The sequence below is a fragment of the Pseudarthrobacter sp. DSP2-3-2b1 genome (assembly GCF_049895945.1).
In the GTDB taxonomy this organism is placed as follows: domain Bacteria; phylum Actinomycetota; class Actinomycetes; order Actinomycetales; family Micrococcaceae; genus Arthrobacter.
In genome coordinates, this window is record NZ_JAFCTI010000003.1 from 100,994 (window position 1) to 126,929 (window position 25,936).

A 25,936-nucleotide genomic window follows, 5' to 3' on the forward strand; every position below is an offset into this window, starting at 1 on the left:
CCCTCGACGTCGGGCGGAGGTGACTATGATCGTACGATGACTTCTTCGAGCTACCTTCGGTTTCCGCATGTCCACGGCGATCTGGTCACGTTTGTGGCTGAGGACGACGTCTGGATTGCGCCGCTCAGCGGTGGCCGGGCGTGGCGCGTTTCGTCGCTGCAGCTGCCGGCCCGCAACCCCCGTTTCACCCCTGACGGAAAGCGGCTCGTCTGGACGGTCGTCCAGGGGACGTCGCCGGAGGTGGTTTCGGCCGAGGTGGACGGCGGGGGCTACCGCCAGCTGACCTACTTCGGCCACGCCACCACCAAGGTCAAGGGCTTCACCGCACGCGGCGAGGTAGTGGTGACCAGCGCCTTCCGCCAGGCCGAAAGCCGGCACACCTATGCGTACCGCCTGCCGGTGGACGGCGGCTGGGCAGAGGAGCTCCCGTTTGGCCCGGTCGAGTCGGTCGCGTTCGGTCCCGAAGTAGGGGACGAGCGTCCCGTTGTGCTGGCCAGTGTGCTGTCCCGCGAACCCGCCTGGTGGAAGAGGTACCGCGGCGGCACCGCCGGCAAGCTCTGGATCGACTCTGACGGCAACGGGGAGTTTGAGCGCCTGGTTCCCCACCTTGACGGGAACCTCACGGACCCCATGTGGGTGGACGGGCGGATTGCCTTCCTCTCGGATCATGAGGGCTACGGAAACCTCTATTCCGTCCTGCCCGGCGGGGCCGGCCTGCGGCGCCACACCGATCACGAGGATTTCTACGTCAGGCACGCTGCCAGCGACGGCAAGCGGGTCATTTTCGAGTCCGCCGGTGAGCTCTGGGTCCTGCATGACCTGGATTCCGACGCCGTCCGGCTGGACATCTCGCTGGGCTCTGCCTCGCAGTCGCGCCGCCCGGCCCTGCTGAAAACCGCCAAACACCTGGGCGAGGTTGTGCCCGACTCAACCGGGTCTGCCAGTGCCGTGGAAGCGCACGGGACAGTGCACTGGGTCCGGCACAAGGACGGTCCGTCCCGCATCGTGGAGGCCACTCCGGGTGTCCGCGCCCGGCTCCCCAGGGTGCTCGACGGCGGCCGGCTCGCCTATATTGCCGATCACGGCGGTGCCGAAGCAATCCACATCAGGGAAATCGCCGCGCAAATCCCTGGCCACGCGGTTGCTGCATCGCCGGAGGCACCGGTGATCGGTGCGGACACCGCCCCGGACACCGGCGAATCCCACCTTCCCAGGCCCGTTCCCGCCGCTTCATCGGCCGGCGGCGTGACTGCCGACGTCGTCGTATCAGCCCCCGCCGGTCCACGGGCCGATGATTCAGAGGCTGACGGAACGCCAACCGACGTCGCGGACAACGCGGCCCAGGTCACCGCCGCTACCGAGACTCAGGCAGCAGGATCACGCATCGACTTCCCGAAGCCCTCACGCACCAGCGCCATGGAAGCGAGCCCCGACGGCCGCTGGCTCGCGTTGGGCACGTCCTTCGGCGACGTCTACCTTGCGGACACCAAATCCGGTGAACTTTCCCTGGTCACCACTATCGGCGAGGGAGCGATCGAGGAGTTGGCGTGGTCGCCCGACTCAGAATGGCTGGCTTGGTCCGAGCCCGTCACCTCGTTCGGGTCGCGCAGCAGGCTCCGGCTGGCCAGCGTCACGGGCTTCGCCGATGGCATCGTGGAGGTCACCGACGGCCGTTTCCGCGACGAGTCACCCAGCTTCACCCCCGACGGAAAATTCCTGGCCTTCCTCTCCAACCGCAGCTTCGACCCGGTGTACGACGGACATTCCTTCGACCTGTCCTTCCCGAGCCCCATCAAGCCCTACCTCGTGGCACTGGCCGCCGCAACGCCGTCGCCCTTTGGTCCGACCGTTGACCTGGAACCGGCCGTGACCCCGGAGGGGACGGCCGGCACAGACACCCCAGCAGGTATCCCCGCGGTCCTGGTGGATCCGGAGGGGCTGGCTCACCGGGTCATCAGCGTCCCCGTTCCGCAGGGCAACTACACCTCCCTGACCTCCACTGAGGATTCACTGCTTTGGCTGGACTGGGCCCTTGCCGGCGTAACCGGCGATGGCAAGGCAAGCAAGGACGACAAGGACGCGAGGCCGAGCCTTGTCCGTTTCGACCTGGCACGGCGGAAATCAGCCTCCCTGGTGGAAGCATTGGACAGCTACCGGCTCTCCGGCGACGGCAAAAAAGTGGTGCTGATCAACGACAAGCAGGTCACTGTGGTCCCGGCCTCTGCCAAGGCGGACGAGGATTCCGGCCAGCTGGTCAAGGTTGATCTGGGCAGGATCCGGGTGATGATGGACCCCGTCAGCGTCTGGGGACAGGCATTTGACGAAGCCTGGCGCCTGCAGCGCGACTTCTTCTGGACCGAGGATATGGCAGGGCAGGACTGGGAATCGATCCGCAACAGGTACCGCCCGCTGGTGGACAGGCTGGGGTCCCACGATGACCTGGTGGACCTGCTCTGGGAACTCCACGGTGAACTCGGTACGTCCCATGCCTACGTTAAGCCGGCGGCCGTGACCGAAAATGGCAGCAACGGCCAGGGACGGCTTGGCGCCGACCTCGCCCTGACTCCGGCCGGCTGGGAGATCAGCCGTGTCCTGGCCGGCGAATCGTCGGATCCGCTGGCCACCTCCCCGCTCACCCGGCCCGGTGCCGGCGCCCTGGCGGGAGACGTGTTGCTGGCCATTGACGGCGTGCCGCTGTCCGCCACCGTGACACCGGCCATGCAGCTGGTGGGTGCCGCCGGCCGGGCGGTGGAACTCACACTCCGCAACGGGCCCGGCCATGGGGCCAAAGCGGGGGAGCAGCGGCGTATTGCCGTCATCCCGGTCAGGGACGAGGAACGCCTCCGCTACCAGGAGTGGGTCGCCGCCAACCGCCGGACCGTCCGGGAGGCCTCCGGAGGGCGGTACGGCTACCTCCACATCCCGGACATGATGGCCAACGGCTGGGCACAGCTGCACCGGGACCTCGATACCGAAACCGCCCTCGACGGCCTGATCGTGGACGTCCGCCGCAACCGCGGCGGCCACACGTCGCAACTCGTGGCCGAACTGATCGGCCGCAAGGTCACCGGCTGGAGCATGCCCCGCGGCGAACGCCCCCGGACCTACCCGCACCATGCCCCTCGGGGTCCGGTGATCATCCTCGCGGACGAATTTGCCGGGTCCGACGGCGACATCATCACCCAGGTTTCCAAGCTTCGCGGCATCGGGCCGGTCATCGGGACGCGCACCTGGGGTGGGGTGGTGGGGATCGACAACAGGTTCTCCCTCGCCGACGGCACCGGCGTGACCCAGCCGCGGTATGCGAACTGGTTCAGCGGCGGGGTGGGCTGGTCGGTGGAGAACTACGGCGTGGATCCTGACATTGAGGTGGCCTACCCGCCGCACGCCTACGCCGCCGGCCGGGACCCCCAGCTGGAATACGGCATCGGCGCGCTCAAGGAAATGATCCAGGAGCTGCCCACGGACACGCCGCCTGCACGGGAAGGCTACCGCAGCCTGCGGCCGGCACCGCTTCCCGCGCGTGCCAAGGCGCCCGAGGTCCGCTGACGCGAACAAAGAAAGGCCCTGCCCCCTCCGGATGAACCGGAAAGGGGCAGGGCCAACTTTTTATCACTTAGGCGTCGAGCGTGGCTTCCATGGTGATGTTAATGCTGGCAAGGGCTCCGGAGACCGGGCAGCCGGTCTTGGCCTCGCCGGCGATCCGCTGGAAGTCCTCTTCGGAAATCCCCGGGATCCGTGCTGCGACGGTCAGGTGGCTGCCGGTGATACCGGTGCCGGGAACGAACGTCACGTCCGCTTTGGTGCGCACCTCTTCGGGCGTGTGGCCGGCCTGGGCGAGCATGTTGCTGAAAGCCATCGAAAAGCAGCTGGCGTGGGCTGCGGCAATGAGTTCTTCGGGGCTGGTCTTACCCTCGGCCGCTTCGGTGCGTGCCTTCCAGGTGACGTCGAATGTTCCCAAGCCGGAGCTGTCCAGCGTGGTCTGTCCCGCGCCTGTGAAGAGGTCGCCGTTCCATACTGTGTGCGCTGTGCGTGTTGCTGCCATGTCCACTCCTTGATGTCGGTTCGAACCGGGGCCGGCCGCTGCCTGGCCCCGCCGGTTCCCATCCTAGGGATTCCCCGGCGGCCACGCACACGGTGTCCGCTCTCAGTGGATAAACGACGACGGCGCCGCTCCCCATCTGCGGGGAGCGGCGCCGTCGTTGGTGGCTCAGTGACCGGTCAGTTCCAGAGCGTGGCGAGGGCTACGTTGACCAACGCCAGCCCGCCGACACCATGGGCGAGCCCCTTGCTGACGTCCTCGCCGTTCTTGTACTTGCGGCGCCCGATGAAGGCGAGTACGCCCACGGCCAGGGCGACCGCAAACTTGATGCCCAGTTTGAAGTAGTTCGCATCCATGTCCAGCGCCGGGATCAGGCCCATCAGGGCGATGCCGGTCAGGAGCTGCAGCATTGCGCCGTCGAACTGGCGCGGGTGGACGGTGGGTTTCTTCATCTGGCCGATCCAGATACCCACAATCATGGCGGCGCCGACGATGTGCAGGAAGACCACGATGTTATAGACAATTTCCATGGCCCCAGTCTAGCCAGAAGTTTCTACGCATCGTAGTAGGACCCGCCCGCCTTCGCCACCGCCTGAAAGGCAAGAAAATGGCGACGGCGGCACGGTCCTTCGGTGGTTTCCCACCGATGTCCGCACCGCCGTTGCCGTTGGAGCCTAAAGCAACCTTCGGAGGTTAGAGCCCGAGGTCGGCCTCGAAGGCGCCCTCTTCAAGGCGGGCCTTCAGGGTCTGCAGGAAGCGTCCTGCGTCGGCGCCGTCCACCAGGCGGTGATCGTACGTGAGCGACAGGTACATCATGGAGCGGATGGCGATCGAGTCGTCACCGTTCTCATCGGACACCACGACCGGGCGCTTGACGATCGCTCCGGTGCCGAGGATGCCCACCTGCGGCTGGTTGATGATCGGGGTGTCGAACAGAGCGCCGACCGATCCGATGTTGGTGATGCTGAACGTACCGCCGGACAGTTCATCCGGGCCGATCTTGCCGTCGCGGGTACGGCTTGCGACGTCGGCAATCTTGCCTGCCAGGCCGGCCAGGTTCAGGTTGCCGGCGTCCGTGATGACCGGAACCAGCAGGCCCTTGTCAGTGTCCACGGCAATCGCCAGGTGCTCGGCGTTGTGGTACGTGATCTCCTGCTTGCCTTCGTCGTACGCAGCGTTGAGCTTGGGGTGCTGCTTCAGGGCCTCGGCAACAGCCTTGGCGATGAAGGGGAGGAACGTGAGCTTGGTGCCGTTCTGGGCCTGGAAGGAGTTCTTGGCCTTGAGGCGGAGCTTGGCCACCTTGGTCATGTCCACTTCGTGCACCTGCGTGAGCTGGGTGGAGACCTCAAGGGACTCGCGCATGCGGCGGGCGATGACCTGGCGGATGCGGGGAGCCTTCTGCGTGGTGCCGCGCAGCGAGGAGGCAGCCGGTCCGGCGGGGGCAGTGGATGCTGCCGGTGCCGATGCGGCGGGAGCCGATGCAGCCGGGGCTGCCTTGGCTTCAGCTGCAGCCATGACGTCCTGCTTGCGGATACGGCCGCCCACACCGGTGCCGGCGAGGGAAGTGACGTCCACACCGTGCTGGTTGGCCAGTTTGCGGACCAGCGGCGTGACGTAGCCGGACTCGCCGCCGGCTGCGGACTCCGCGGCCGGAGCCGGTGCCGCGGCGGGGGCTGCTGCGGGAGCGGGTGCTGCCTCAGCCTTGGGTGCTTCGGGAGCGGGAGCTTCGGCTTTGGGGGCTTCGGGAGCCGGAGCTGCAGCCGGTGCAGGTGCTTCGGGCTTGGCTTCGGCTGCGGGAGCCGGAGCGGCCGGTTCTGCTGCCGCGGGGGCAGCTGTACCGGAGCCGATGACGGCGAGGACAGCGCCTACTTCTGCTGTTTCGTCCTCGTTGACACGGATTTCCTGCAGCGTTCCTGCAACCGGGGAGGGGATCTCGGTGTCCACTTTGTCAGTGGATACTTCCAGCAGCGGCTCGTCGACCTCGACGGTGTCGCCGATGGCCTTCAGCCAGCGGGTCACGGTGCCTTCGGTGACGCTTTCGCCGAGTGCGGGGAGAGTGACATCATGGCTTTCGCCACCGGATGCTGCGGGGGCCTGCTGGGCGGGGGCGGCTTCTTCGGCGAGAGCCTGCTCTGCGGGTGCTTCGGCCGGAGCTGCCTGAGCGGGCGCTGCTGGGGCTTCCTCGGCGGGGGCGGCTTCTTCGGCCGGTGCGGCTGCCTCGGGGGCAGCGCCTCCGCCGGAGCCATCACCAATGCGGACCAGGGGAGCGCCTACCTCGGCGGTCTCGTCCTCGGCAACGAGGATTTCTTCGATGATGCCGGCTATCGGAGAGGGGATTTCGGTGTCTACTTTGTCGGTGGAAACCTCGAGCAGCGGCTCGTCCACCTCTACCCGGTCACCTACCTGCTTGAGCCAGCGGGTGACGGTTCCTTCGGTGACACTCTCACCGAGGGCGGGCAAGTTAACGGATTCAGACATGTCGTCCCCGTTCTCCTTATTGATCTTGTGCGGATGGTTGCTGCCTTGGTTTTGAGCTTAGTGCACCCGGCAATTCGGGCCGGGCGCACTAAGCCCAGGGTCTTGCTGTGGTGCGGGCGGGGCTGGTCAGCCGTGCAGGGCCTTGCCTGCCAACGCCAGGTGTGCTTCGCCGAGTGCCTCGTTCTGGGTCGGGTGAGCGTGCAGCAACTGGGCCACGTCCTCCGGGTAGGCTTCCCAGTTCACGATCAGCTGGGCTTCACCGATCTGCTCACCCATGCGGGAGCCGATCATGTGGACGCCTACTACGGGGCCGTCCTTCTGGCGGACCAGCTTGACCAGACCGCCGGTGCCCAGGATTGAGCTCTTGCCGTTGCCGGCGAGGTTGTACTCCTGGATCTCCACCTGGTCCTCGCCAAACTTCTCCTTGGCACCCTTTTCGGTGTAGCCCACGGTGGCGATTTCGGGTTCGGAGTAGGTGACCTTGGGGATGTTGACGTCCTCGACGATGACCGGCTTCAGGCCGGCGATCTCTTCGGCGACAAAGATGCCCTGCTGGTAGCCGCGGTGGGCCAGCTGGACGCCCGGGACGATGTCGCCCACGGCGTAGACGTTGCCGACACCGGTGTGCAGGCGCTCGTTGGTGATGACGAAGCCGCGGTCGATGGTGACGCCGGCTTCTTCGTAGCCGAGGTTGGCGGTGACCGGTCCGCGGCCCACGGCCACGAGGAGGAGGTCCGCTTCGAAGGTCTTGCCGTCGACGAGGGTGACCTTGACGCCGTCGTCGTTCTGTTCGACTCCCTGGAAGAAGACGCCGGTGGAGAACTTGATGCCGCGCTTCTTGAACGCGCGCTCAAAGTTCTTGATGATCGCAGCGTCCTCGTTGGGGACGAGTGAGGGCAGGCCCTCAACAATGGTGACGTCCACACCGAAGGACTTCCAGACGGACGCGAACTCGACGCCGATGACTCCGCCGCCGAGGATGATGGCGCTCTTGGGGATGTAGTCCATGGTGAGCGCTTCGTCGGAAGTGATGACCTTGCCGCCGATTTCCAGGCCCGGCAGGGTGCGGGAGTAGGAACCCGTGGCGAGGACGATGTTCTTGCCCTTGTAGGCTGTCCCGTTCACCACGACGGTGTCGGTGCCCTGAAGCTTGCCCTCACCTTCGATGACGGTGATGCCCTTGGACTTGATCAGGCCCTGCAGGCCCTTAAACTTGCCGGCGATGATGCCGTCTTTGTAGGCGTTGACAGCGGTGATGTCGATGCTGTCCAGGGTGACGTTCACGCCGTATTTGGCGGAGTCACGGGCGTGATCGGCCAGTTCTGCCGAGTGGAGCAGAGCCTTGGTGGGGATGCAGCCGTTGTGGAGGCAGGTGCCGCCCAGCTTGCCCTTCTCCACGAGGCCCACGGTGAGGCCGAGCTGTACGGCCCGCAGGGCGGCAGCGTATCCGCCGCTGCCGCCACCGAGTACCAGGATGTCGAATTCTTGCGCAGTTGCCTGATCGGCCACTTAGACGCTCCCTCGCGTGAATGATGACGCGAGAGTACGCATCATCTGGTCTTGGAACTTGTACTGCCGTGATTATGCCAGCAGGCAGGTTCTCTTGCATTTGTGACTACCGTTGTTCACCTTAGCGAACCACTTATCCATGCTCCACCTTGCCACTGCGTTTGTGGAGCGCTTGTGTCCAGTGTCACGCGGCTTTAACCCAGGAGGTCTTCCACGTAGGCCACCAGGGTCCGGACCGTGCAGCCGGTGCCTTGTTTGTGGGTGTAACCGTAGGGGCTCCCGTTGTTGAAGGACGGGCCCGCGATGTCGATGTGGGCCCAAGGGATCTGTTCCCCGTCCTTACCCTTGCCCACGAACTCGCGCAGGAAAACAGCGGCGGTCATCATGCCGCCGTGCCGTTCGCCGATGTTGGCGAGGTCCGCAACCTGGGAGTCAATGCTCGGACGCAGTTCCTCCGGCAGCGGCATCGGCCACACGAGTTCGCCCGCACGGTCCGCGGCCGCCTTGAGGGGGCCTGTGACGCTGTCCGAGCCCATCACTCCGGCGGTCCGGTTGCCCAAGGCAATAAGCTGGGCGCCGGTGAGCGTGGCGACGTCGATGATTGCGTCCGGGTATTCCCGGCTCGCCGCGACGATTCCGTCAGCCATGACCAATCGGCCTTCGGCATCAGTGTTCAGCACTTCAACGGTCTTTCCGCCGAACATGGTCAGGACGTCGGCGGGCCGTGAGGCAGCGCCGCCAGGCATGTTTTCGGCAATGCAGAGCCACGCTGTGGCCTTGACCGGCAGGCCAAGTCCGGCGATGGCCAACACAGTGTTAAGGACGACGGCGGCTCCGGCCATGTCGCTCTTCATGTCGCCCATACCCAGTGCCGGCTTGAGGGAGATGCCGCCGGTATCGAACGTGATGCCCTTGCCAACAAGGGCGATCTTCGAAGCCGCCTTCGCGGGGGAGTACTCCACCTTGACCAGGCGCGGCTGCCGGGAGGAGCCCTTGCCCACGCCCATGATGCCGCCGAAACCTTCTTTTTCGAGGCGCTTCTCGTCCCAAACAGTCACCTTTACAGGCAGTCCCTTGGACAGTTCCTTCGCGGCCTCGGCAAATGACTCCGGGTAAAGGTGGCTGGGCGGCTGGTTGACCAGGGAGCGGGTGGCGTTCACGGCCTTGCCGATCAGAGCGGCCCGGGTCAGGGCTGTTCGCAGTTCCTGGCTGTCCGCAACCGCCGTATGGATCACGGCGCTGCGGACCGGGTCCTTCAACCCGTCGGCAGAGGACCGGTATTCGGTAAAGGAATAGGCGCCCAAAGCGGCACCTTCGGCGACGGCCGCGACGTCGGAGGTTCCCGCCGTCGGGAGCGCGAGAACAACGGTGGTCAGCCCTGCCAGCTGGCGGACAGCGGAACCGGCGGTGCGCCTGAGTGCCTCGGCGGTCAGTGCACGGTCAGCGGCGACTTTTCCCACACCGGCAAGGACAAGGACAGCCGCGCCCGTTTCCGGGAGGCCTGGGAGCCGGACGATCTGGTCCGCCGCGCCGGTGACGCCGAGTGCTTTGAGCGAACCGGCCAGGACGCCGGCGGATTTCGCGGTCAGCGGGTTGTTGAGCAGGACCGGGCCGTCAGTGCCCTGACCCACGCCAATGACCACGGCGTCGCTGGGGGTCCCCCTCAGGTCCTTGGTGAGGGTACTAAGGTTGATTTCAGCATTCTTGACCACGGGTAAGTCCTCAATTCTCGAAAAGGCTGCTCGCGCTGGTGGATGTCAGGCGCACGGCCAGGGAAGTTCGGCGGCCGTCCGGTCCGAACCCGGCCGGGGTGCCGGCAAAGCCCGTCCGGAAGGCCATTGTCGATCGTAGCCGTTGCGGGCCCCGGCCGCCGTATTTCCGGAGACCTGCGCCACATCCGCGCTTCGCGGAATGCCCGGGTGCCCGGCTGTGTTGTAGAAGATATCCACCCGAACCCTCGAAAGGAAGACGCCGTGCTTGAACGGATTTCCGGCTCCCTGCTGGACCCCGATGCGCTCTATGCGAGCAACATCGAACTGTTCCACAGCCCGGCACTCCGCGGGCTGAACCTGGTGATGGGCTTTACCGGCTTCGCCGACGCCGGCCACGTTGTCAAACAGATTAACGCGGAGCTGCTGGACACCCTCAACGCCGAGACGGTGGCAGTTTTCGACGCCGACCAACTCATCGACTACCGCTCCCGCAGGCCCCACGTATCCTTCGTGGAAGACCACCTGCAGGACTATCGGGAGCCGAAGCTTGCGCTGTACAAACTCACGGACGGACTCGGCAGCCCGTTCCTCCTGCTGGCCGGCTTTGAGCCTGACCTTCAGTGGGAGCGTTTTGCCCGCGCAGTGGTCGGCATCGTCGAGAAGCTGGACGTGAACCTTGTTGCCTGGATCCATTCCATTCCCATGCCGGTACCGCACACGCGCCCTGTGGGTGTGACCGTCCATGGCAACCGTCCGGAACTGATCGAGGGAATTTCCGTCTGGAAGCCCACGGTGGAAGTCCCGGCCGCTGTGGGACACATCCTGGAACTGCGGCTCATGGAAGCCGGACGGAACGTTGCCGGTTACGTGATCCACGTGCCCCACTACCTCGCTGAGGCGGAGTACCCCACAGCAGCCGTAGCCGGACTTGAGTTCCTCGGTGCGGCCACGTCGCTGATGTTGCCTACGGACCGGCTGCGCGAAGCGGGCAGGGAAGTGGGCCGGCAGATCGCCGAGCAGATCGAAGCTTCCGAGGACGTACAGCAGGTGGTGGCCCGCCTGGAGGCGCGGTACGACGAAAAGGCCGAGGGCACCGTCCGGCGGTCACTGCTGGCTGACGAAAACGACGAATTGCCCAACGGTGACGAGCTGGGGGCCGCTGTCGAGGCTTACCTGGCCAGGGAGAACCCCGGCACGTAATCCTGTCCACGGGGCTGCCGGCGGCGTCCGCCCGGGAGCCCCGTGGAATGTCTCCCCGCAGTGCCCCGGGCATAATGAGTGAGTGACTGCACCCCGCGCCTGGCTCATCTGGACCATCGGAATCTTCGCGTATCTGGTTGCCGTCTCCCAGCGCACATCGTTCGGGGTGGTGGGACTTGAGGCCACCGAGCGCTTCCACGCCGGCGCCTCGGCCATCTCCTTCTTTACGGTGCTTCAGCTGCTGGTCTACGCAGCATTGCAGATTCCCGTTGGGCTCCTGGTGGACAGATTCGGTTCGCGGGCGATGATCGCCGGCGGGGCGGTCCTGATGGGCCTCGGGCAGCTGCAGCTGGCCTTCGCGGACAGCATCCCCGGGGGAGTGGCGGGGCGCGTCCTGGTAGGCGCCGGGGACGCGATGACCTTCATCTCCGTTATCCGCCTGATTCCGCTGTGGTTCTCCCCGGCGCGGGTACCTTTGGTCACCCAGCTCACCGGCATGTCCGGGCAGCTGGGGCAGCTCATCAGCGTGGTCCCTTTTGCCTTTGTGCTGCACTCCTTCGGCTGGACGCCCGGCTTCCTGATGCTCGCGGGCATGTCCGGACTTGCAGTGGTCCTGGTGGTGGTGCTGCTCCAGGACCACCCGCCCGGAGCAGCCGTCCCCCGCCCGCAGCAGGGGCTCAAAGCCACTGGGGCGACGCTCGCACGGGCCTGGCGGCAGCCGGGTACCCGGCTGGGGATGTGGAGTCACTTCACGATCCAGTTCAGCGGCACGGTGTTCGCCATGACCTGGGGTTATCCCTTCCTGATCTCGGGCCAGGGCCTGGACGCCCCAACCGTGGCCGGCCTGATGTCGCTGTACGTTGCCGCGGCGATGGCCGTTGGCCCCTTTTTCGGCCGGTTCGTTTCCCGCCACCCGCTTCGCCGCTCCACCATGGTGTTGCTCATCGCCGGGTCAACCGCCGCTGCCTGGGCCGCGGTGCTGCTGACGCCCGGCCGCGCCCCGCTGTGGCTGCTGGCCTGCCTGGTGGTGGTCCTGGCAATCGGCGGCCCGGGCTCGATGATCGGCTTCGATTTCGCCCGGACCTTCAACCCGGCGCACAGAATCGGCACCGCCACGGGAATCGTGAACGTGGGCGGCTTCATCGCGGCACTCGTGGCCATCTTCCTGATCGGGCTCGTCCTGGACGTCCTGCTGGCCAGCGGTTATTCCCAGGGCGTTCTCTACGGCCTGGACGCGTTCCGGATTGCGCTCAGCGTCCAGTTCCTGCTCCTGGGTTTCGGTGCGGCCATGATGCTTGCCTGCCGCCGCAAGGTCCGGCGCCAGATGGCGGCCCAGGGCGTTGTGGTGGCACCTCTCCTGCAGGCCATGGCGCAGCAGCGGCGCGCGAGCCTGGCCCAACGGCGCCACCGGGACAGCACTGACAGCACTGACAGCACGGACTAAGGCTGGCACTTGTCCTCCACATAGGTTGTTTCAGGAGGATTGTTCACATAGGAAAGCCGGCTCTTCAGACCAGGGAGGACCCGGCCGAAGCTGGAGTCATGACACCTCCAGAACACCTGACCGTCCGGGGCCCCGAAGACATCCTCGGATTCATTCCGCATTCCCTTGGGTACTGGCCGGCGGACAGCCTCGTGGCCATGACCATGCAGGGGAAACGCCTGGGTGCAACCCTGAGGCTTGATTTGCCCGGTCCGGAAACGCTGGCGGACCCCTGGGGTTACGCCCGCACAGTGCGTGACTACCTCGAGGCGGATCAGCTTGCCGACGGCGCACTCCTGGCTGTCTTCACCAACGACGGCTGGATGGAACCACCTGGAACCTACAGCGGCCTCCTGGGTGCGCTGGAGGACGTCCTGGACTCTGCGGGCCTGACCGTTCGGGACGCATGGTTCGTCGGGGACGCCTACTGGCGTGACGCCCACTGCACCGACCAGGACTGCTGCCCGTTTCCGGGCCGTCCGGTCCAGGCGATCCGTGACAGCATGCTCAACGCAGAAATGGTCTACCGCGGCAGCAGCGTAGGTCCGGCACCTGCCGAGGCTTCCCACCCCCGGTCCCCGGTGGCCGACGCGGAGCGTGATGTCGTCCTGGCCTCGGAGGCAGCGTGGGCCGCGCAACTGGAGCGCCGCCGGGGGAGCGAGGAGCAGTTCTGCCGGCTGATGGTGCACTGGGAAGCGCTGCTGGCCAACCCGCCTGCGGAACCGCTGGCGGCACAGGACGTCGCCTACCTGCGGGCCTCACTGGCGGTCCCCGCGTGGCGGGACGCTGTCCTGGTGATGGCAGCAGCAGGCCGGCCGGCAGCCGTGACGGGCGCTGCTGCCTTTGGCATCTTCGACGCCGGATGCACGCTCGAGCCAGTCGGACCGGCACATTCTGAACGGGAACATCCTGAACCGGCGCCGGGAGACGGTTCCGGGATCCCCGGCTACGGTGAGGTCCTGCTGGGACGCGAGCCCGTGCTCCCGGCCTGGTCCAGGCTGAACAGCCTGGACCAGGTCCTTGAGCAGTTGTGGCCCTGCGGCGGGACGGCCGGCGCTGCCGCCCTGACAGGCCAGGGATGGATCGCCTGGTGCAGGGGGCGCGGCTCCTACGCGGCGGCCTATCTCGGCAGGGCCCTGGAAGAAGAACCGGGCTACCGGCTGGCGGAACTGCTGCTCGAACTCGTCCGGCGGGGCACGCTCTGCGGCTGGGCTGCCCGCAAGGAAGCGTCCTGGCGCAGGTTCGAACCAGATGCCGCCTAGGGGTGCCGCTTGAGGTCCTGCACGCAAAACCGTGAGACAATGGTTGCCGAGACCCGGTTGGGTCCGTGAATCAAGTGCTTGTTTTGAACCCTTTTCGGGAACATTACAGCCGCTCCGTCAGTTCTACTTGTAGACTCTGCCGGCCGTGGTTGCACCTGATGTTCATCACGGACTTGACAGGGTCATAGTGGTGTTGCCCGTATGGTGATTCCACAGACCGCCGCTAGAAAGGTTTTCTGTGACCCCGTCTTCCGCGAAGAAGGAACCCGCCACTCAGGACGATTTGTCCCCTGAGGAGAAGCAGGCTGCAACCAACGCCAAGCGAGCAGCGACGCGGGCAGCCAATAAAGCCGTTAAGGATGCCGCCGGTGATTCAGCCGTAGCCGGCAAGCCTGAGCCCAAAAAACGCGGGCCCAAGCCCGGCGCCAAAGCCGCCGCCGAGGCCGCTGGAAAGTCCGCGCGTGACTCCGACGACGACGACGTCGAGGAAGATCTCGATGACATCGTCATTGAAGCCGGCGAGGACAGCGAGATCGATGCTGCGAAAGCCGCCTCAGCCGCCACAGGCAAGGGCTTTGTATACTCGGACGCCGATGACGACGACGCCCCTGTCCAGCAGGTAATGTCTGCCGGCGCTACCGCCGATCCCGTCAAGGATTACCTCAAGCAGATCGGTAAGGTTGCGCTGCTCAACGCCGAGCAGGAAGTCGACCTCGCCCTCCGGATCGAAGCCGGGCTTTTCGCCGAAGAGAAGATCAACGCCGACGACGGCTCGATGGATCCGAAGTTCAAGCGCGAACTCGAGTTCGTCATCCACGACGGCAAGCGCGCAAAGAACCACCTGCTCGAAGCCAACCTCCGCCTCGTGGTTTCGCTGGCCAAGCGGTACACCGGCCGCGGCATGCTGTTCCTGGACCTCATCCAGGAAGGCAACCTGGGCCTGATCCGTGCAGTGGAGAAGTTCGACTACACCAAGGGCTTCAAGTTCTCCACGTACGCCACCTGGTGGATCCGCCAGGCCATCACCCGCGCCATGGCCGACCAGGCCCGCACCATCCGCATCCCGGTGCACATGGTTGAGGTCATCAACAAGCTGGCCCGCGTCCAGCGCCAGATGCTGCAGGACCTCGGCCGCGAACCCACGCCGGAGGAGCTGGCCCTTGAACTGGACATGACTCCGGAGAAGGTCGTGGAGGTCCAGAAGTACGGCCGCGAGCCTATTTCGCTCCACACTCCGCTCGGTGAAGACGGCGATTCCGAGTTCGGCGACCTCATCGAGGACTCCGAAGCCGTGGTCCCCGCGGACGCCGTCAGCTTCACCTTGCTGCAGGAGCAGTTGCACTCCGTGCTGGACACCCTCTCCGAACGCGAGGCCGGTGTGGTGGCCATGCGGTTCGGCCTGACCGACGGCCAGCCGAAGACTTTAGACGAAATCGGCAAGGTCTACGGTGTCACGCGTGAGCGTATCCGCCAGATCGAATCAAAGACGATGTCCAAGCTCCGCCACCCGTCGCGGTCCCAGGTCCTTCGGGACTACCTGGACTAGGTCTCCGCAACAACTGACGCGGGACTACCTATCGCCCCATTTCTTCGGAGGGGTGGCAGGTGGTCCCGCGTTTGTTGTTGCACGCCACACGCGGCACGTGGGCGAACGGCTTAAAGAAATCAGGACCCCTCCAGCCGGAGGGGTCCTGAGATGCTTTACTTCAGTTCAGTCGACGGCCATCAGGTCAGTCGACTACAACGGGAGCCTTCTCGTGAAGCCGTCCCGTCTCATCGTGCCAGCCGGAGCTCAATGGCTTCAGCGTTGCCTCGACTCCGCGGGCATGGTGGCCGCAGAAGAGCAGCTCACCACCGGAGGACTCGAGTACAACGCGGACATATGCCTGTGCTCCGCAGCGATCGCACCGGTCCAGTGCGTTCAGTGTGCGGTCTGCCACTGCTGTTGTCATGTCGGCCTCCTTAGTAGATCTGTACCTCTATGTAACCAGTATTCGTAGCAAAACCGTTGCAAGGATGGGGCAAGTTCGCTGTACGCGTAGCCGCAAGAGTGCATCAAGGCCCTCGGATTTGATCACGGAAAGGTTACGACCAGCACTGCTCCTCGCCCTGCCAGGAGTGGCAAACCGGCCCGCGCAGCCGCGCAGACTAGGCTTGAAGGGGCGTCCGCCGCGCCCGCTGTTCCGTCGCTGAAGGAGTTCACTACCCGTGGCACCAAGTTCTGATTACACCGCCCGGCACCTTTCGGTCCTCGAGGGCCTTGAAGCCGTGCGGAAGCGGCCGGGCATGTACATCGGCTCCACCGACTCCCGCGGCCTGATGCACTGTCTCTGGGAGATCATCGACAACTCAGTTGACGAAGCGCTGGCGGGCTTCGGGCACGACATCAAGATCATTCTGCATGCGGACAACTCAGTGGAAATCCACGACGACGGCCGGGGCATACCGGTGGACGTGGAACCGAAAACCGGCCTCACGGGCGTCGAAGTGGTCTTCACCAAGCTACATGCCGGCGGCAAATTCGGCGGCGGTTCCTATACGGCCTCCGGCGGCCTGCACGGCGTGGGCGCATCGGTGGTAAACGCCCTCTCGGCGCGCCTCGACGTTGAAGTGGACCGCGCCAGCAAGACCTACAAGATGTCCTTCCGCCGCGGCGAGCCGGGCCGGTTCAAGGACCAGGGGAGCAAGCTCGATCCGGCGGCAACGTTCGCGCCGTTTGTGGACGGCTCAGTGTTGGACATTTCCGGCAAAGCGAAGCGCGGTGTTACCGGGACGCGCATCAGGTACTGGGCCGACCGCCAGATCTTCACGCCCGACGCCAAGTTTTCCTACGACGAACTGGCCGCCCGTGCACGGCAGACCTCCTTCCTGGTGCCGGGGCTTAAGCTCACAGTCCGCGACGACCGCCGGCTGCCGGGGACGCCGGGGGAGGCCGGGCCGCACGAAGAGGTGTTCCATCACGACGGCGGCCTCGCTGAATTTGTGGAGTTCCTCGCCGCTGATCCGGCCGTCACCGATATCTGGCGGCTGCATGGTTCAGGGAAGTTCAAGGAAACCGTACCGGTCCTGGATGAACGCGGACACAGCCAGCTCGCCGAGGTTGAACGGGACTGCGAAGTGGATGTGGCCCTCCGCTGGGGCATCGGCTATGACAGCACCGTGCGCAGTTTCGTGAACATCATCTCCACACCGAAGGGCGGCACGCACCAGTCCGGTTTCGAACAGGCGCTGGTCAAGACCTTCCGTAAAGCCGTGGAGAGCAACGCCCGCAAGCTCAAGGCGGGCAACGACAAAATCGAAAAGGACGACATTTTTGCCGGTATGACGGCGGTTCTGACGGTCCGGCTGGCCGAGCCCCAGTTCGAAGGCCAGACGAAGGAAATCCTGGGCACCTCGGCTGTCCGTGCCATCGTGGCCAGGGTGGTTGAGCACGAGATCAACGCCAAGCTCAACTCCGCAAACCGGAACGACAAAGCCCAGTCGGCGCTGCTGCTCGAGAAGATCGTCAGCGAAATGAAGTCGCGGATTTCGGCCCGGGTCCACAAGGAAACGCAGCGGCGCAAGAACGCCCTGGAAACCTCCTCCATGCCCACCAAGCTCGCAGACTGCCGCACGGACGACGTCGAGCGTTCCGAGCTGTTTATCGTCGAAGGTGACTCAGCACTGGGAACTGCCAAGCTGGCGCGGTCTTCGGACTTCCAGGCGCTGCTGCCCATCCGAGGCAAGATCCTCAATGTCCAGAAAGCATCCGTGGGGGACATGCTGTCCAACGCCGAATGCGCGGCCCTGATCCAGGTGGTCGGTGCCGGCTCAGGCCGCAGCTTTGACCTGGCCGCGGCCAGGTACGGGAAAGTCATCCTGATGACGGACGCTGATGTCGACGGCGCCCACATCCGGACCCTGTTGCTGACCCTGTTCTTCCGGTACATGCGGCCCATGATCGACGCCGGGCGTGTCTTCGCCGCTGTCCCGCCGCTGCACCGCGTGGAAGTCATCAACGCCGGGCAGAAGGCCAACGAGATGATCTACACCTACTCGGAGGCCGAGCTCCATGCCCTCCTGGCCCGGCTTGCCAAGGAAGGCAAGCGCTACAAAGAGCCGATCCAGCGGTACAAGGGCCTGGGCGAGATGGATGCCGGGCAGTTGGCTGAGACCACCATGGATCCCCGGCACCGGACGCTGCGCAAGGTGGGCATCGAGAACGCCAAACACGCCGAAGACACCTTTGATCTGCTGATGGGGTCCGACGTCGCCCCGCGGAAGGACTTCATCATCGCCGGCGCCTCCAGCCTGGACCGGGAGCGGATCGACGCCTGACCGGCGGTACGGCTCAGCCCAGCAGGCCCGGCACGATCAGGAGGGCTGTGGGCACGGCGAGCAGCAGCACACAGCCGGCCAGGACCGCCCCGCGGACGGCCGCGGACAGGGGAGGCTGTGGTGAGAGCAGCCGGGTCACCCGGGACACCGTGGTGCGGGCAGAACCGGAGATGGCACCGGCCGGCGCGTCCAGCCCGGCCAGGGAAAGATGCGCCCGGGCAGCCGGTACACCCGGTGCGGCTCCTACCGTGGCCATGCCGCCGGAAGGGCCGCTGGCCACAATGGCGATTGCCTTGATCAGCGTGGCTTTGCTCTCGGTCCGCAGCGCGACGTCGTCGGCAAGCATCTCAATGAGTGAGTTCACTGATTCCTGGGCCAGACGGGTGGTGGGGAGCCACGGGAGCGCCTGGCGCCAGGCAGCGAAAGCCCAGAGCAGCAGGTGATGGCGTTGGCTGAGATGGGCGTTCTCGTGGATCAGGACGGCCCGCAGTTCGGCGGGTTCCAGCGCTGACATCAGACCGTCGGAGAGAACCGTCACGGAGCGGGCGCCACCCGGGAGGCAGTACGCCACCGGCGAATCATGGCTGATGACCACCGTGCCTGGTCCATCCGGGGATGGCGAGGCAAGGAGAGCCAGTAGCTCGCGGTGCCGCCGCCGCTGCCGCTCGATTTTGTAATAGGTCAGCAGCAGCGTGAACACCAGATGGGCCAGGAGCAGTGCCGCGGCAGACAGGGCGAAGATATGCCAGAACCCAAGTGCTGTTGTGGGTGCATTAAAAAGGACCATGCCGGCCAGTGCCCGGAGCCCGGCAATCAGGTTGTCACCGATCGGCTCAAGTCCGTAGACGAGCATGGCGCCGATCATGGACAGGCCACCCGCAAGCGCGATGGCCTGCCACAGAAGCATGGCGGTGAAGGGCGAGCGGGCCGGCCAGGAGGCGCGGGACAGAAAGACAGGCACTGGCCATGCCAGGACTATCGCGAGGACCGCCAGGAAATACGAGGTCCAGAACATGGTCCCCTAGACGTGGCCAAGCAATTTGCGCAGGGTCTCGGCTTCGCTTTGCGTCACAGATCCGATGAAGCGGGCCAGCACGGCCTCGCGGTCCGGCGCAGAGCCAAGGACCTCATGCATCAGTTCGGCGGTGTGGTCTTCCCTGCTGGACACAGCCTGGTAGCGGTGCGGCCGGGTGCCGCGCTCCCGCTCCACGAGGCCCTTTTTTTCCAGCCGGGAGAGCACGGTAAGAACCGTGGTGACGGCAAGTTCCTTGCCCTCATGCCCCGCTACGTCGCCCTGCGCGCCAGTGCTTTGTGCCAGTTTGTCACGCAGGGTATTTGCGGTGGCTGCTTCATGGCCTGCCCAGAGCAGATCCATCACTGCCCGTTCCAGTTCACCAAGACTTGCCATTGCCATACATCCTTAAAGATTCCCCGCACCGGGCGGCCGAACGGCCGCGGTGACTGCCAACGAACACTAGAAATACAAGAACAAATTTACCCGGTTTTCGCGCGAATTTCTACGTACGGTAGAAGGCCGCGCCGGGAGGGACCCTGGTGGCGCCGCTTTTGACGCTTTGTGAGCCCGCCCTCTTGGTGGAACTGTGTGTTTTACAGGGCCTGCAGCATTGTTCTACACTCGGTAGAAGTTAGAGTTCTACGAACTGTAGAAACATGGACCGCCAACACGAGGAACTGCCTTGGAAGCTTTGGACATCGCACGCTGGCAATTCGGGATCACCACCGTCTACCACTTCATGATGGTTCCCCTCACCATCGGCCTTGGCCTGGTTGTGGCTGTTATGCAGACCATGTGGCACCGAACCGGCAAGCAGGAGTACCTGCGCATGACCAAGTTCTGGGGGAAGCTGTTCCTCATCAACTTCATCATGGGCGTGGCAACAGGGATCGTTCAGGAGTTCCAGTTCGGCATGGCCTGGAGCGAATACAGCCGCTTCGTTGGCGATGTATTCGGCGCCCCGCTGGCACTGGAGGCGCTGCTGGCCTTCTTCGTCGAGTCCACCTTCCTGGGACTGTGGATTTTCGGCTGGAAGCAGCTCAAGCCCGGCATCCACCTGGCCTGCCTCTGGATCGCCGTGGTGGGTTCGGTGTTCTCCGCCTACTTCATCATCGTTGCCAACAGCTGGATGCAGCACCCCGTGGGTGTCGAGATGATCAATGGACGTCCCGTCATGAATGATGCCTGGGCTGTGTTCACGAACAACACGGCATTGGTGGCCTTCCCGCACACGCTGATGGGTGCACTGGCGGTGGCCGGCGGGTTCCTTTTGGGCATCGCCTGGTACCACCTCTGGCGCAGGCGCAAGGACGGCATCGATACCGTGGGCCTGGACGGCAGGGTGGTTCCCGGCGAGGGGGCAATTCCGGGCCGGGACCGCACCGATTACACCGTATGGATCAAGTCACTGCGGATCGGGGCAGTCGTCGCGATGATCTCTTTTGCCGGCACTGCACTTACCGGTGACCTCCAGGGCAAGCTGATGTTTGAGCAGCAGCCCATGAAGATGGCAGCAGCCGAGGGTGCCTGCCATGACGGGACCGGCTTTTCGGTCCTCAGCGTGGGAAACCTCGGCTCCAAGAACTGCGACGAGATTGTCGCGCTGATTGAGGTTCCCGGGATCCTGTCCTTCCTCGCAAACGGCGATTTCACCACCGAGGTCAGGGGCGTCAACGGCCTCCTGGATCAGTACAAGGCTGACTACGGAACCCACCTTCCGGACAACCCGATCTACGGCGAGCGCACCGGCCAGGAGATCGAATACGTGCCTGTCATGGAGGTCACCTACTGGGGCTTCCGCATGATGATCGGCTTCGGTGGACTCGCAGCCCTGGCGGCGCTGGTGGCCCTGTGGATCACGCGCAAGGGCACCGTACCCGCTTCGCCCTGGCTGATGCGCCTGGCAGTGTTCGGCATCCTGGCCCCGTTCGGCGCCAACGCGGCCGGCTGGATCTTCACCGAAATGGGGCGGCAGCCGTTCGTCGTGGCCCCGAACCCGGACCTCAACGGCATCGACCAGGTGTTCATGTTCACCGCCGCTGCTGTCTCGCCCGGCGTCTCGGCCGGCGAGCTGCTCACCTCCCTTATTGTGCTGACGGCGGTGTATGCACTGCTTTTGGTGGTGGAAGTGAAGCTGCTGGTGACCTACATCCGGGGCGGCGTGGTGTCCGGCATGCCGGAATTGGCGCACCTTCCCGCTGATGAAAACGAGGATGAAACCCCGGGCGGCGGCAAGGGCGGCGGCCAGAAGCCCGCCGACGACGTCCTGGCATTCGCCTACTGATTCGCTGAATAAGAAGAGCTGAAGGATACACAGAATGGAACTGCTGCCCACTATCTGGTTCATCGTCATAGCGGTGCTCTGGACCGGCTACCTCTTCCTTGAGGGCTTCGACCTGGGGGTGGGAATGCTGATGAAGCTTTTCGCCCGGAACAATACCGAGCGCAGGGTCCTGCTGAACACCGTCGGCCCGGTCTGGGACGGCAATGAGGTCTGGCTGATCACTGCGGGCGCCGCCACCTTCGCGGCGTTCCCCCTCTGGTACGCCTCGCTGTTTTCGGCCCTCTACTTCCCGCTCCTGGTAGTGCTGGTAGCACTGATCTTCCGCGCCGTGGCCTTTGAGTACCGCGGCAAGATGGACAGTGGCAGTTGGCGCACCCGTTGGGACTGGGCCATCGCGCTGGGTTCCTTCTTTGCGGCCTTTGGCGTAGGTGCCGCCCTGGCACTGACCACCACCGGACTTCCGCTGAACGCCAACGGAGACCGGGTGGGGGACTGGCTTTCCTGGTTCAGCGGCTACGCCGTGCTGGGCGGACTGGCGGTGGTGGGCTTCTCCCTGCTCCATGCCTTGGCTTTCCTGGCACTGAAGACCGACGGCGACGTCCGCCTTCGTGCCCGCCGCTGGTTTGTCCGGCTGCTTCCGGTGCTGCTGCTCCCCATCGCTGCCTGGGCCGTCAGCGTCCAGTTCCGCAACGGCGAGCCGTGGACGTGGGCGGCAGTGATCCTGGCTGTAGTGGCCGCGGTTGCAGCATGGCTGCTGGCACGCAAGGGCTCCGAGGGGCGGGCGTTTATGGCCATGGGCGGCTTCCTCCTGCTGGGGTCCGCTTCGATCTTCGGCGCCGTGTTCCCGGTAGTGCTGCCCTCCACCCTTGACCCTGCATTCAACCTGACTGTTACGAATGCTTCCTCCTCGGACTACACTTTGGGGCTTATGAGCATCGTGGCGGCCGTTGGCCTGCCGCTCGTGATCGTCTACCAGGCATGGACCTATTGGGTGTTCCGGCGGCGGGTGAGTGCGGACCACATTCCGGCCGCGCACAGCTTCCTGCCCGCCATCGCCACTAAAGCCTTCATCAGGAACGGCTGAGACTGACCGTGCGCCCAGACTTTCCTGCCGGACCTGCCACCCGTTCCGCCGTGTACTGGCTCGGCCTGCTCGCAGCGCTCAAGGCGCTGTCCCTGGTCCTCATGGGACAGGCCGTGGCGGCGATGCTGGCCGGCCTCGTCACCGGGGACCAGTCCTGGCCGGACCAGCTTCCCTGGGGGCTGGCAGGCGTGGTCCTGAGATCGGCCACAGTCTGGGCCCAGGGCATCGCCGCGCGCCGTGCGGCCCTGGGCATCAAAGAAGAACTCCGGTCCGAACTGCTGGAGCGGGCCCTCCGGAACGGCGCACGCAGCACCGGCCCGGCCGACGGCGGACTGGCTGTGCTGGCGACGCGCGGCCTCGATGCCCTGGACAGCTACTACACCCAGTTCCTTCCGGCGCTGGTGAACTGCGCCGCGATCCCGCTGCTGCTTGGGATGCGGATCCTGTTCGCTGACTGGATCAGCGCTGTTGTGGTGGTCCTGACGGTTCCGCTGGTCCCGCTGTTCATGGTGCTGATCGGACGGTACACGGAAGACCATGTCCGGGAGGCGCAGGCCACCCTGACCAGATTGTCCGCCCACATGCTGGAACTGGCCAAGGGCCTGCCTGTCCTGGTGGGGCTTGGCCGGGCCACGGCCCAGCGCCGGGCTTTGGAGGAAATCTCGGAGGAGTACCGCACAAGAACCATGGGAACTTTGCGGACCGCATTTCTATCCGCCCTGGCGCTGGAACTTATCGCCACAATCTCAGTAGCGGTGGTGGCCGTCTTCATCGGCGTCCGCCTGGTGCACGGCGATATGCCGCTCGAGGCCGGTCTCCTTGCCCTGATCCTCGCACCGGACTGCTACCTCCCGCTCCGTGAACTTGGTACCGCCCACCACGCCAGTGATGATGGCAGGGTGGCCCTCGCCGAGACCAGGGCGGTCACCGATGCGCCGGAGCCGCGCCCGATGCCCGCAAATGCTGGGCCGGTAACTGGTGAACCGTCAACTGCTGAACCGGCAGGCGGCAGCCCTGCCGCCGGGGGAGTGACCGTCGAGGGCCTTACCGTGACCTATTCCGGAAGGTCCGCTGCCGCCGTCGGGCCCCTGACCTTTACGGCTCCCCGGGGGTTGATCACCGCCCTGGACGGCCCCAGTGGGGCAGGCAAGAGCACGGTCCTTGGCGTGCTGGCGGGAACTATTGGCGACGGCGCGGGCAACGCCGTGTCCGGACAGATCGCGGGCCTGGACCGGGCTGCAGTGGCGTGGGTTCCGCAGCACCCGGTGATGGTGGCGGACTCCGTGCTGGCGGAAGTCCTGCTGTACCTCAACGGCGGAACCGTTGGTGCCACCACGAACGCGGCAGACAGTGCAGGAGCAGGTGCAGGTGCAGGAGTAGGAGCAGGAGCAGGAGGAGAGCGTGAGGCCAGGGAATGCCTCGCAGCTGCTGCTGCCGGGCACCTGGCGGACAAGCACCCTGCGGAACTGAGCCCCGGCGAGCTCCGGCGGGTGGCACTGGCGCGTGGCCTCGCCAGGATCAGGGCAGGCGCTACCGTACTCCTGCTGGACGAGCCCACCGCCCACCTCGACCACGCCTCCGCGGCCCTGGTGCAACAGTCCATCCTGGCGCTCCGGGGACAGGCCACCATCATCCTGGTGGCCCACGACCAGCAGACCCGCAGCATCGCCGGCCACCTGGTTCCCGTGTCGGCCCGCGGGATCACGGCGTCCCTGAACGCGGCCTCGATTGCCGCAAGCCACGCCGAGACGGTGGAGCAGCGGTCCCCGGGCGCCGCAGAAAGGGCTCCGGCCCCGGCGGCCACACGGGAAAAGCAGGCTGCCCTGTCCACCAACCTGCTCCTGTCCGGACTGCTGGCACCTGTGGCCGGCCGATTCACCGGTGCCGCTGTGGTGGGAACGCTTGCTGCCCTTTTCGCGGTGGCACTGTCCGGGCTGTCCGGTTGGCTGATCATCCGGGCGAGCGAACAGCCGCCCATCCTGTACCTGCTGACCGCCATCGTAGGCGTGCGTTTCTTCGGGATCGGGCGGGCTGTCCTCCGTTACTGTGAACGGCTCGTGCTTCACGATGCTGTTTTCGGGGCCCTCACCCGCCTGCGCGGCAAGCTCTGGGAATCTCTGAGCCGGAAGGCACTCTCGCTCCGGCGCCTCCTTCAGGGCGGCAACGTCCTGGGCACCGTGATTGATGACGTCGACACCGTCCGAGACCTGCTGCCGAGGGTGGTGCTGCCGCCCGTCACTGCGCTCGCCGTTGCCGGTTCGTCCCTGCTGGCCACGGTTCTGGTGGCGCCGGCGGCCCTGCCGGCCGTTGCTGCGGCGGCAGCCCTGAGCCTGCTGGTGGCCCCCGCAGCCGCACTGTGGGGTGACCGCCGGTCGGCCACCGCGGAACAGAACCTGCGGGCCGGCGTGCTGCGGCGGACGTCCGCGGCCCTCGATGCCCGCGCGGAGCTGCACGCGAACGGCGTGGCCGGCACCGTCCTTGACGCACTGCGTGCCGAGGACCGGGAGGCCACCCGGGCTTCGCAGCGCTCCGCCTGGGCCGAGGGCCTGGGCCAGGCCATCACAGTGGCCGCGTGCGGTACGGCCGCGCTGGGGGCGGCGGTGCTGATGGCCCCGGAGGTTATGGCCGGCGGCCTGGTACCCGCCACAGCCGCGGTGATCGTTCTTCTGCAGCTGGCCCTCGTGGAACCGTATGCTGCCATGACGACGGCGGTCCGGCAGTACCCTGCCCTCCGTGCAGTCATGCGCCGCATTGCGGAGTCCGGAGTCCTTGATGACACTGCGGCGGTGGCTGCTGGGGGAGACGGGCTGTACAACGTCCCGCCCCGCACCGGCGGCGCCGCCGGTGTGGAGCTGTCCAACCTCGCGGCCGCGTGGCCCGGCGGCGGGACAGTGTTCTACGGTGTATCCGCCAGCGCCGGCCCGGGCCGCTGGCTCGCGGTGACTGGCCCGTCCGGCGCGGGCAAATCCACACTCCTCTCGGTGCTCCTGGGCTTCCTCCCGGCATCTGCCGGCAACGCCGCAGTGACCGGGACCGCAGCGTGGTGCCCGCAGGAGGCGCACCTGTTCGATTCGACGCTGCGGGGCAACCTGATGCTGGGCTTTCCCGGCACAGTCTCCTCTGCGCCCCGTGACGCTGAGCTCGCGGCCGCGCTGGCCGCCGTCGGCCTCACTGCCCTGGTCTCGCGCCTCCCGGCGGGACTGGACACCCGGATTGGCCCGGGCGGATCGTTCCTCAGCGGCGGCGAGCGGCAAAGGCTCGCCGTGGCGCGGACACTCCTGACAGGAGCTGAAGTAATCCTGCTGGACGAGCCCACGGCCCACCTGGATGCTGAATCCGGACGGGACATGCTGGCCGATCTCCGCGCCGGCCTCAAGGACCGGACGGTGGTCATGGTGACCCACAATCCGGCGGACATCCACCCGGAGGACACCCTTCTGGACCTGTCCGTGGTGTCACGGCCGGACGGCGCGGCGGGCAATGCGCGGCTTCAGCAGCCGGAGGAAAGCCTCCGCTGAGCCCATCACGCCTGAGCCAGATTTCCCGGTTG

17 protein-coding genes are annotated in these 25,936 nt (G+C 65.8%); 9 read left to right on the top strand and 8 right to left on the bottom strand.

Annotation, left to right across the window (positions count from 1 at the left end; genetic code table 11):
- Nucleotides 1–36: 36 nt before the first annotated feature.
- Nucleotides 37–3,549, top strand: a complete 3,513-nt coding sequence (locus ACP7AX_RS05565) for a S41 family peptidase (RefSeq protein WP_426225687.1) — start codon at nt 37–39, stop codon at nt 3,547–3,549.
- 67 nt (nt 3,550–3,616) lie between these two features.
- Here ACP7AX_RS05565 and ACP7AX_RS05570 read toward each other — a convergent pair whose 3' ends face one another.
- The 5 genes from ACP7AX_RS05570 to ACP7AX_RS05590 form a co-directional block, all read right to left on the bottom strand.
- Nucleotides 3,617–4,045, bottom strand: a complete 429-nt coding sequence (locus tag ACP7AX_RS05570) for an OsmC family peroxiredoxin (RefSeq protein WP_131681782.1) — start codon at nt 4,043–4,045, stop codon at nt 3,617–3,619.
- A gap of 176 nt (nt 4,046–4,221) precedes the next feature.
- Entirely contained in the window at nt 4,222–4,572 is a 351-nt protein-coding gene (locus ACP7AX_RS05575) for a hypothetical protein (RefSeq protein ID WP_426225688.1), read from the bottom strand.
- A gap of 163 nt (nt 4,573–4,735) precedes the next feature.
- Nucleotides 4,736–6,520, bottom strand: coding sequence for a 2-oxoglutarate dehydrogenase, E2 component, dihydrolipoamide succinyltransferase (gene sucB, locus ACP7AX_RS05580; RefSeq protein ID WP_426225689.1), 1,785 nt, complete (start codon nt 6,518–6,520; stop codon nt 4,736–4,738).
- A gap of 126 nt (nt 6,521–6,646) precedes the next feature.
- Nucleotides 6,647–8,029, bottom strand: coding sequence for a dihydrolipoyl dehydrogenase (gene lpdA, locus ACP7AX_RS05585; protein ID WP_426225690.1), 1,383 nt, complete (start codon nt 8,027–8,029; stop codon nt 6,647–6,649).
- Nucleotides 8,030–8,223: 194 nt separating this feature from the next.
- Nucleotides 8,224–9,741 carry a leucyl aminopeptidase gene (locus tag ACP7AX_RS05590; RefSeq protein ID WP_426225691.1) on the bottom strand — a complete coding sequence of 506 codons (1,518 nt, stop codon included), beginning with the start codon at nt 9,739–9,741 and terminating at the stop codon, nt 8,224–8,226.
- A gap of 261 nt (nt 9,742–10,002) precedes the next feature.
- Here ACP7AX_RS05590 and ACP7AX_RS05595 point away from each other — a divergent pair, with 261 nt between their 5' ends.
- The 4 genes from ACP7AX_RS05595 to ACP7AX_RS05610 all read left to right on the top strand — a co-directional run bounded on the left by ACP7AX_RS05595 (nt 10,003) and on the right by ACP7AX_RS05610 (nt 15,232).
- On the top strand, nt 10,003–10,941 hold the full coding sequence (locus tag ACP7AX_RS05595; protein WP_108598709.1) for a proteasome assembly chaperone family protein: 939 nt from the start codon (nt 10,003–10,005) through the stop codon (nt 10,939–10,941).
- 82 nt (nt 10,942–11,023) lie between these two features.
- Nucleotides 11,024–12,385 (top strand): MFS transporter, encoded by a 1,362-nt coding sequence (locus tag ACP7AX_RS05600; RefSeq protein ID WP_131681777.1) that lies wholly within the window; start codon nt 11,024–11,026, stop codon nt 12,383–12,385.
- A gap of 98 nt (nt 12,386–12,483) precedes the next feature.
- Complete coding sequence (locus ACP7AX_RS05605; RefSeq protein ID WP_426225692.1) at nt 12,484–13,686, top strand: DUF4192 domain-containing protein; 1,203 nt, start codon at nt 12,484–12,486, stop codon at nt 13,684–13,686.
- Nucleotides 13,687–13,924: 238 nt separating this feature from the next.
- Nucleotides 13,925–15,232 carry an RNA polymerase sigma factor gene (locus tag ACP7AX_RS05610; protein ID WP_131681775.1) on the top strand — a complete coding sequence of 436 codons (1,308 nt, stop codon included), beginning with the start codon at nt 13,925–13,927 and terminating at the stop codon, nt 15,230–15,232.
- 184 nt (nt 15,233–15,416) lie between these two features.
- Here the strand turns inward: ACP7AX_RS05610 and ACP7AX_RS05615 are convergent, their stop codons facing one another.
- Nucleotides 15,417–15,638, bottom strand: a complete 222-nt coding sequence (locus ACP7AX_RS05615) for a DUF7455 domain-containing protein (protein ID WP_108598646.1) — start codon at nt 15,636–15,638, stop codon at nt 15,417–15,419.
- Between the two features lie 256 nt (nt 15,639–15,894).
- Here ACP7AX_RS05615 and ACP7AX_RS05620 point away from each other — a divergent pair, with 256 nt between their 5' ends.
- Nucleotides 15,895–18,003, top strand: a complete 2,109-nt coding sequence (locus ACP7AX_RS05620) for a DNA gyrase/topoisomerase IV subunit B (protein ID WP_426225693.1) — start codon at nt 15,895–15,897, stop codon at nt 18,001–18,003.
- 13 nt (nt 18,004–18,016) lie between these two features.
- Here the strand turns inward: ACP7AX_RS05620 and ACP7AX_RS05625 are convergent, their stop codons facing one another.
- Both ACP7AX_RS05625 and ACP7AX_RS05630 read right to left on the bottom strand, forming a co-directional pair.
- Entirely contained in the window at nt 18,017–19,018 is a 1,002-nt protein-coding gene (locus tag ACP7AX_RS05625; RefSeq protein WP_426225694.1) for a M56 family metallopeptidase, read from the bottom strand.
- A 6-nt stretch (nt 19,019–19,024) separates the two neighbouring features.
- On the bottom strand, nt 19,025–19,411 hold the full coding sequence (locus ACP7AX_RS05630; protein WP_426225832.1) for a BlaI/MecI/CopY family transcriptional regulator: 387 nt from the start codon (nt 19,409–19,411) through the stop codon (nt 19,025–19,027).
- Between the two features lie 289 nt (nt 19,412–19,700).
- Between ACP7AX_RS05630 and ACP7AX_RS05635 the strand changes: the two genes are divergently transcribed.
- From ACP7AX_RS05635 to cydD, 3 genes are read left to right on the top strand one after another with little or no spacing between them, the layout of a single operon-like run.
- Nucleotides 19,701–21,302 (top strand): cytochrome ubiquinol oxidase subunit I, encoded by a 1,602-nt coding sequence (locus ACP7AX_RS05635; protein WP_426225695.1) that lies wholly within the window; start codon nt 19,701–19,703, stop codon nt 21,300–21,302.
- A gap of 34 nt (nt 21,303–21,336) precedes the next feature.
- Nucleotides 21,337–22,386, top strand: a complete 1,050-nt coding sequence (cydB, locus tag ACP7AX_RS05640; protein WP_426225696.1) for a cytochrome d ubiquinol oxidase subunit II — start codon at nt 21,337–21,339, stop codon at nt 22,384–22,386.
- A gap of 8 nt (nt 22,387–22,394) precedes the next feature.
- Nucleotides 22,395–25,904, top strand: a complete 3,510-nt coding sequence (gene cydD, locus ACP7AX_RS05645; RefSeq protein WP_426225697.1) for a thiol reductant ABC exporter subunit CydD — start codon at nt 22,395–22,397, stop codon at nt 25,902–25,904.
- Nucleotides 25,905–25,936 lie beyond the last annotated feature (32 nt).

Coding starts and splice junctions, on each gene's coding strand:
- ACP7AX_RS05565 (WP_426225687.1), top strand. CDS start 37: ATGACTTCTTCGAGCTACCTTCGGTTTCCGCATGTCCACGGCGATCTG.
- ACP7AX_RS05575 (WP_426225688.1), bottom strand. CDS start 4,572: ATGGAAATTGTCTATAACATCGTGGTCTTCCTGCACATCGTCGGCGCC.
- ACP7AX_RS05615 (WP_108598646.1), bottom strand. CDS start 15,638: ATGACAACAGCAGTGGCAGACCGCACACTGAACGCACTGGACCGGTGC.
- ACP7AX_RS05630 (WP_426225832.1), bottom strand. CDS start 19,411: ATGGCAAGTCTTGGTGAACTGGAACGGGCAGTGATGGATCTGCTCTGG.
- cydB (WP_426225696.1), top strand. CDS start 21,337: ATGGAACTGCTGCCCACTATCTGGTTCATCGTCATAGCGGTGCTCTGG.
- ACP7AX_RS05625 (WP_426225694.1), bottom strand. CDS start 19,018: ATGTTCTGGACCTCGTATTTCCTGGCGGTCCTCGCGATAGTCCTGGCA.
- sucB (WP_426225689.1), bottom strand. CDS start 6,520: ATGTCTGAATCCGTTAACTTGCCCGCCCTCGGTGAGAGTGTCACCGAA.
- ACP7AX_RS05570 (WP_131681782.1), bottom strand. CDS start 4,045: ATGGCAGCAACACGCACAGCGCACACAGTATGGAACGGCGACCTCTTC.
- ACP7AX_RS05605 (WP_426225692.1), top strand. CDS start 12,484: ATGACACCTCCAGAACACCTGACCGTCCGGGGCCCCGAAGACATCCTC.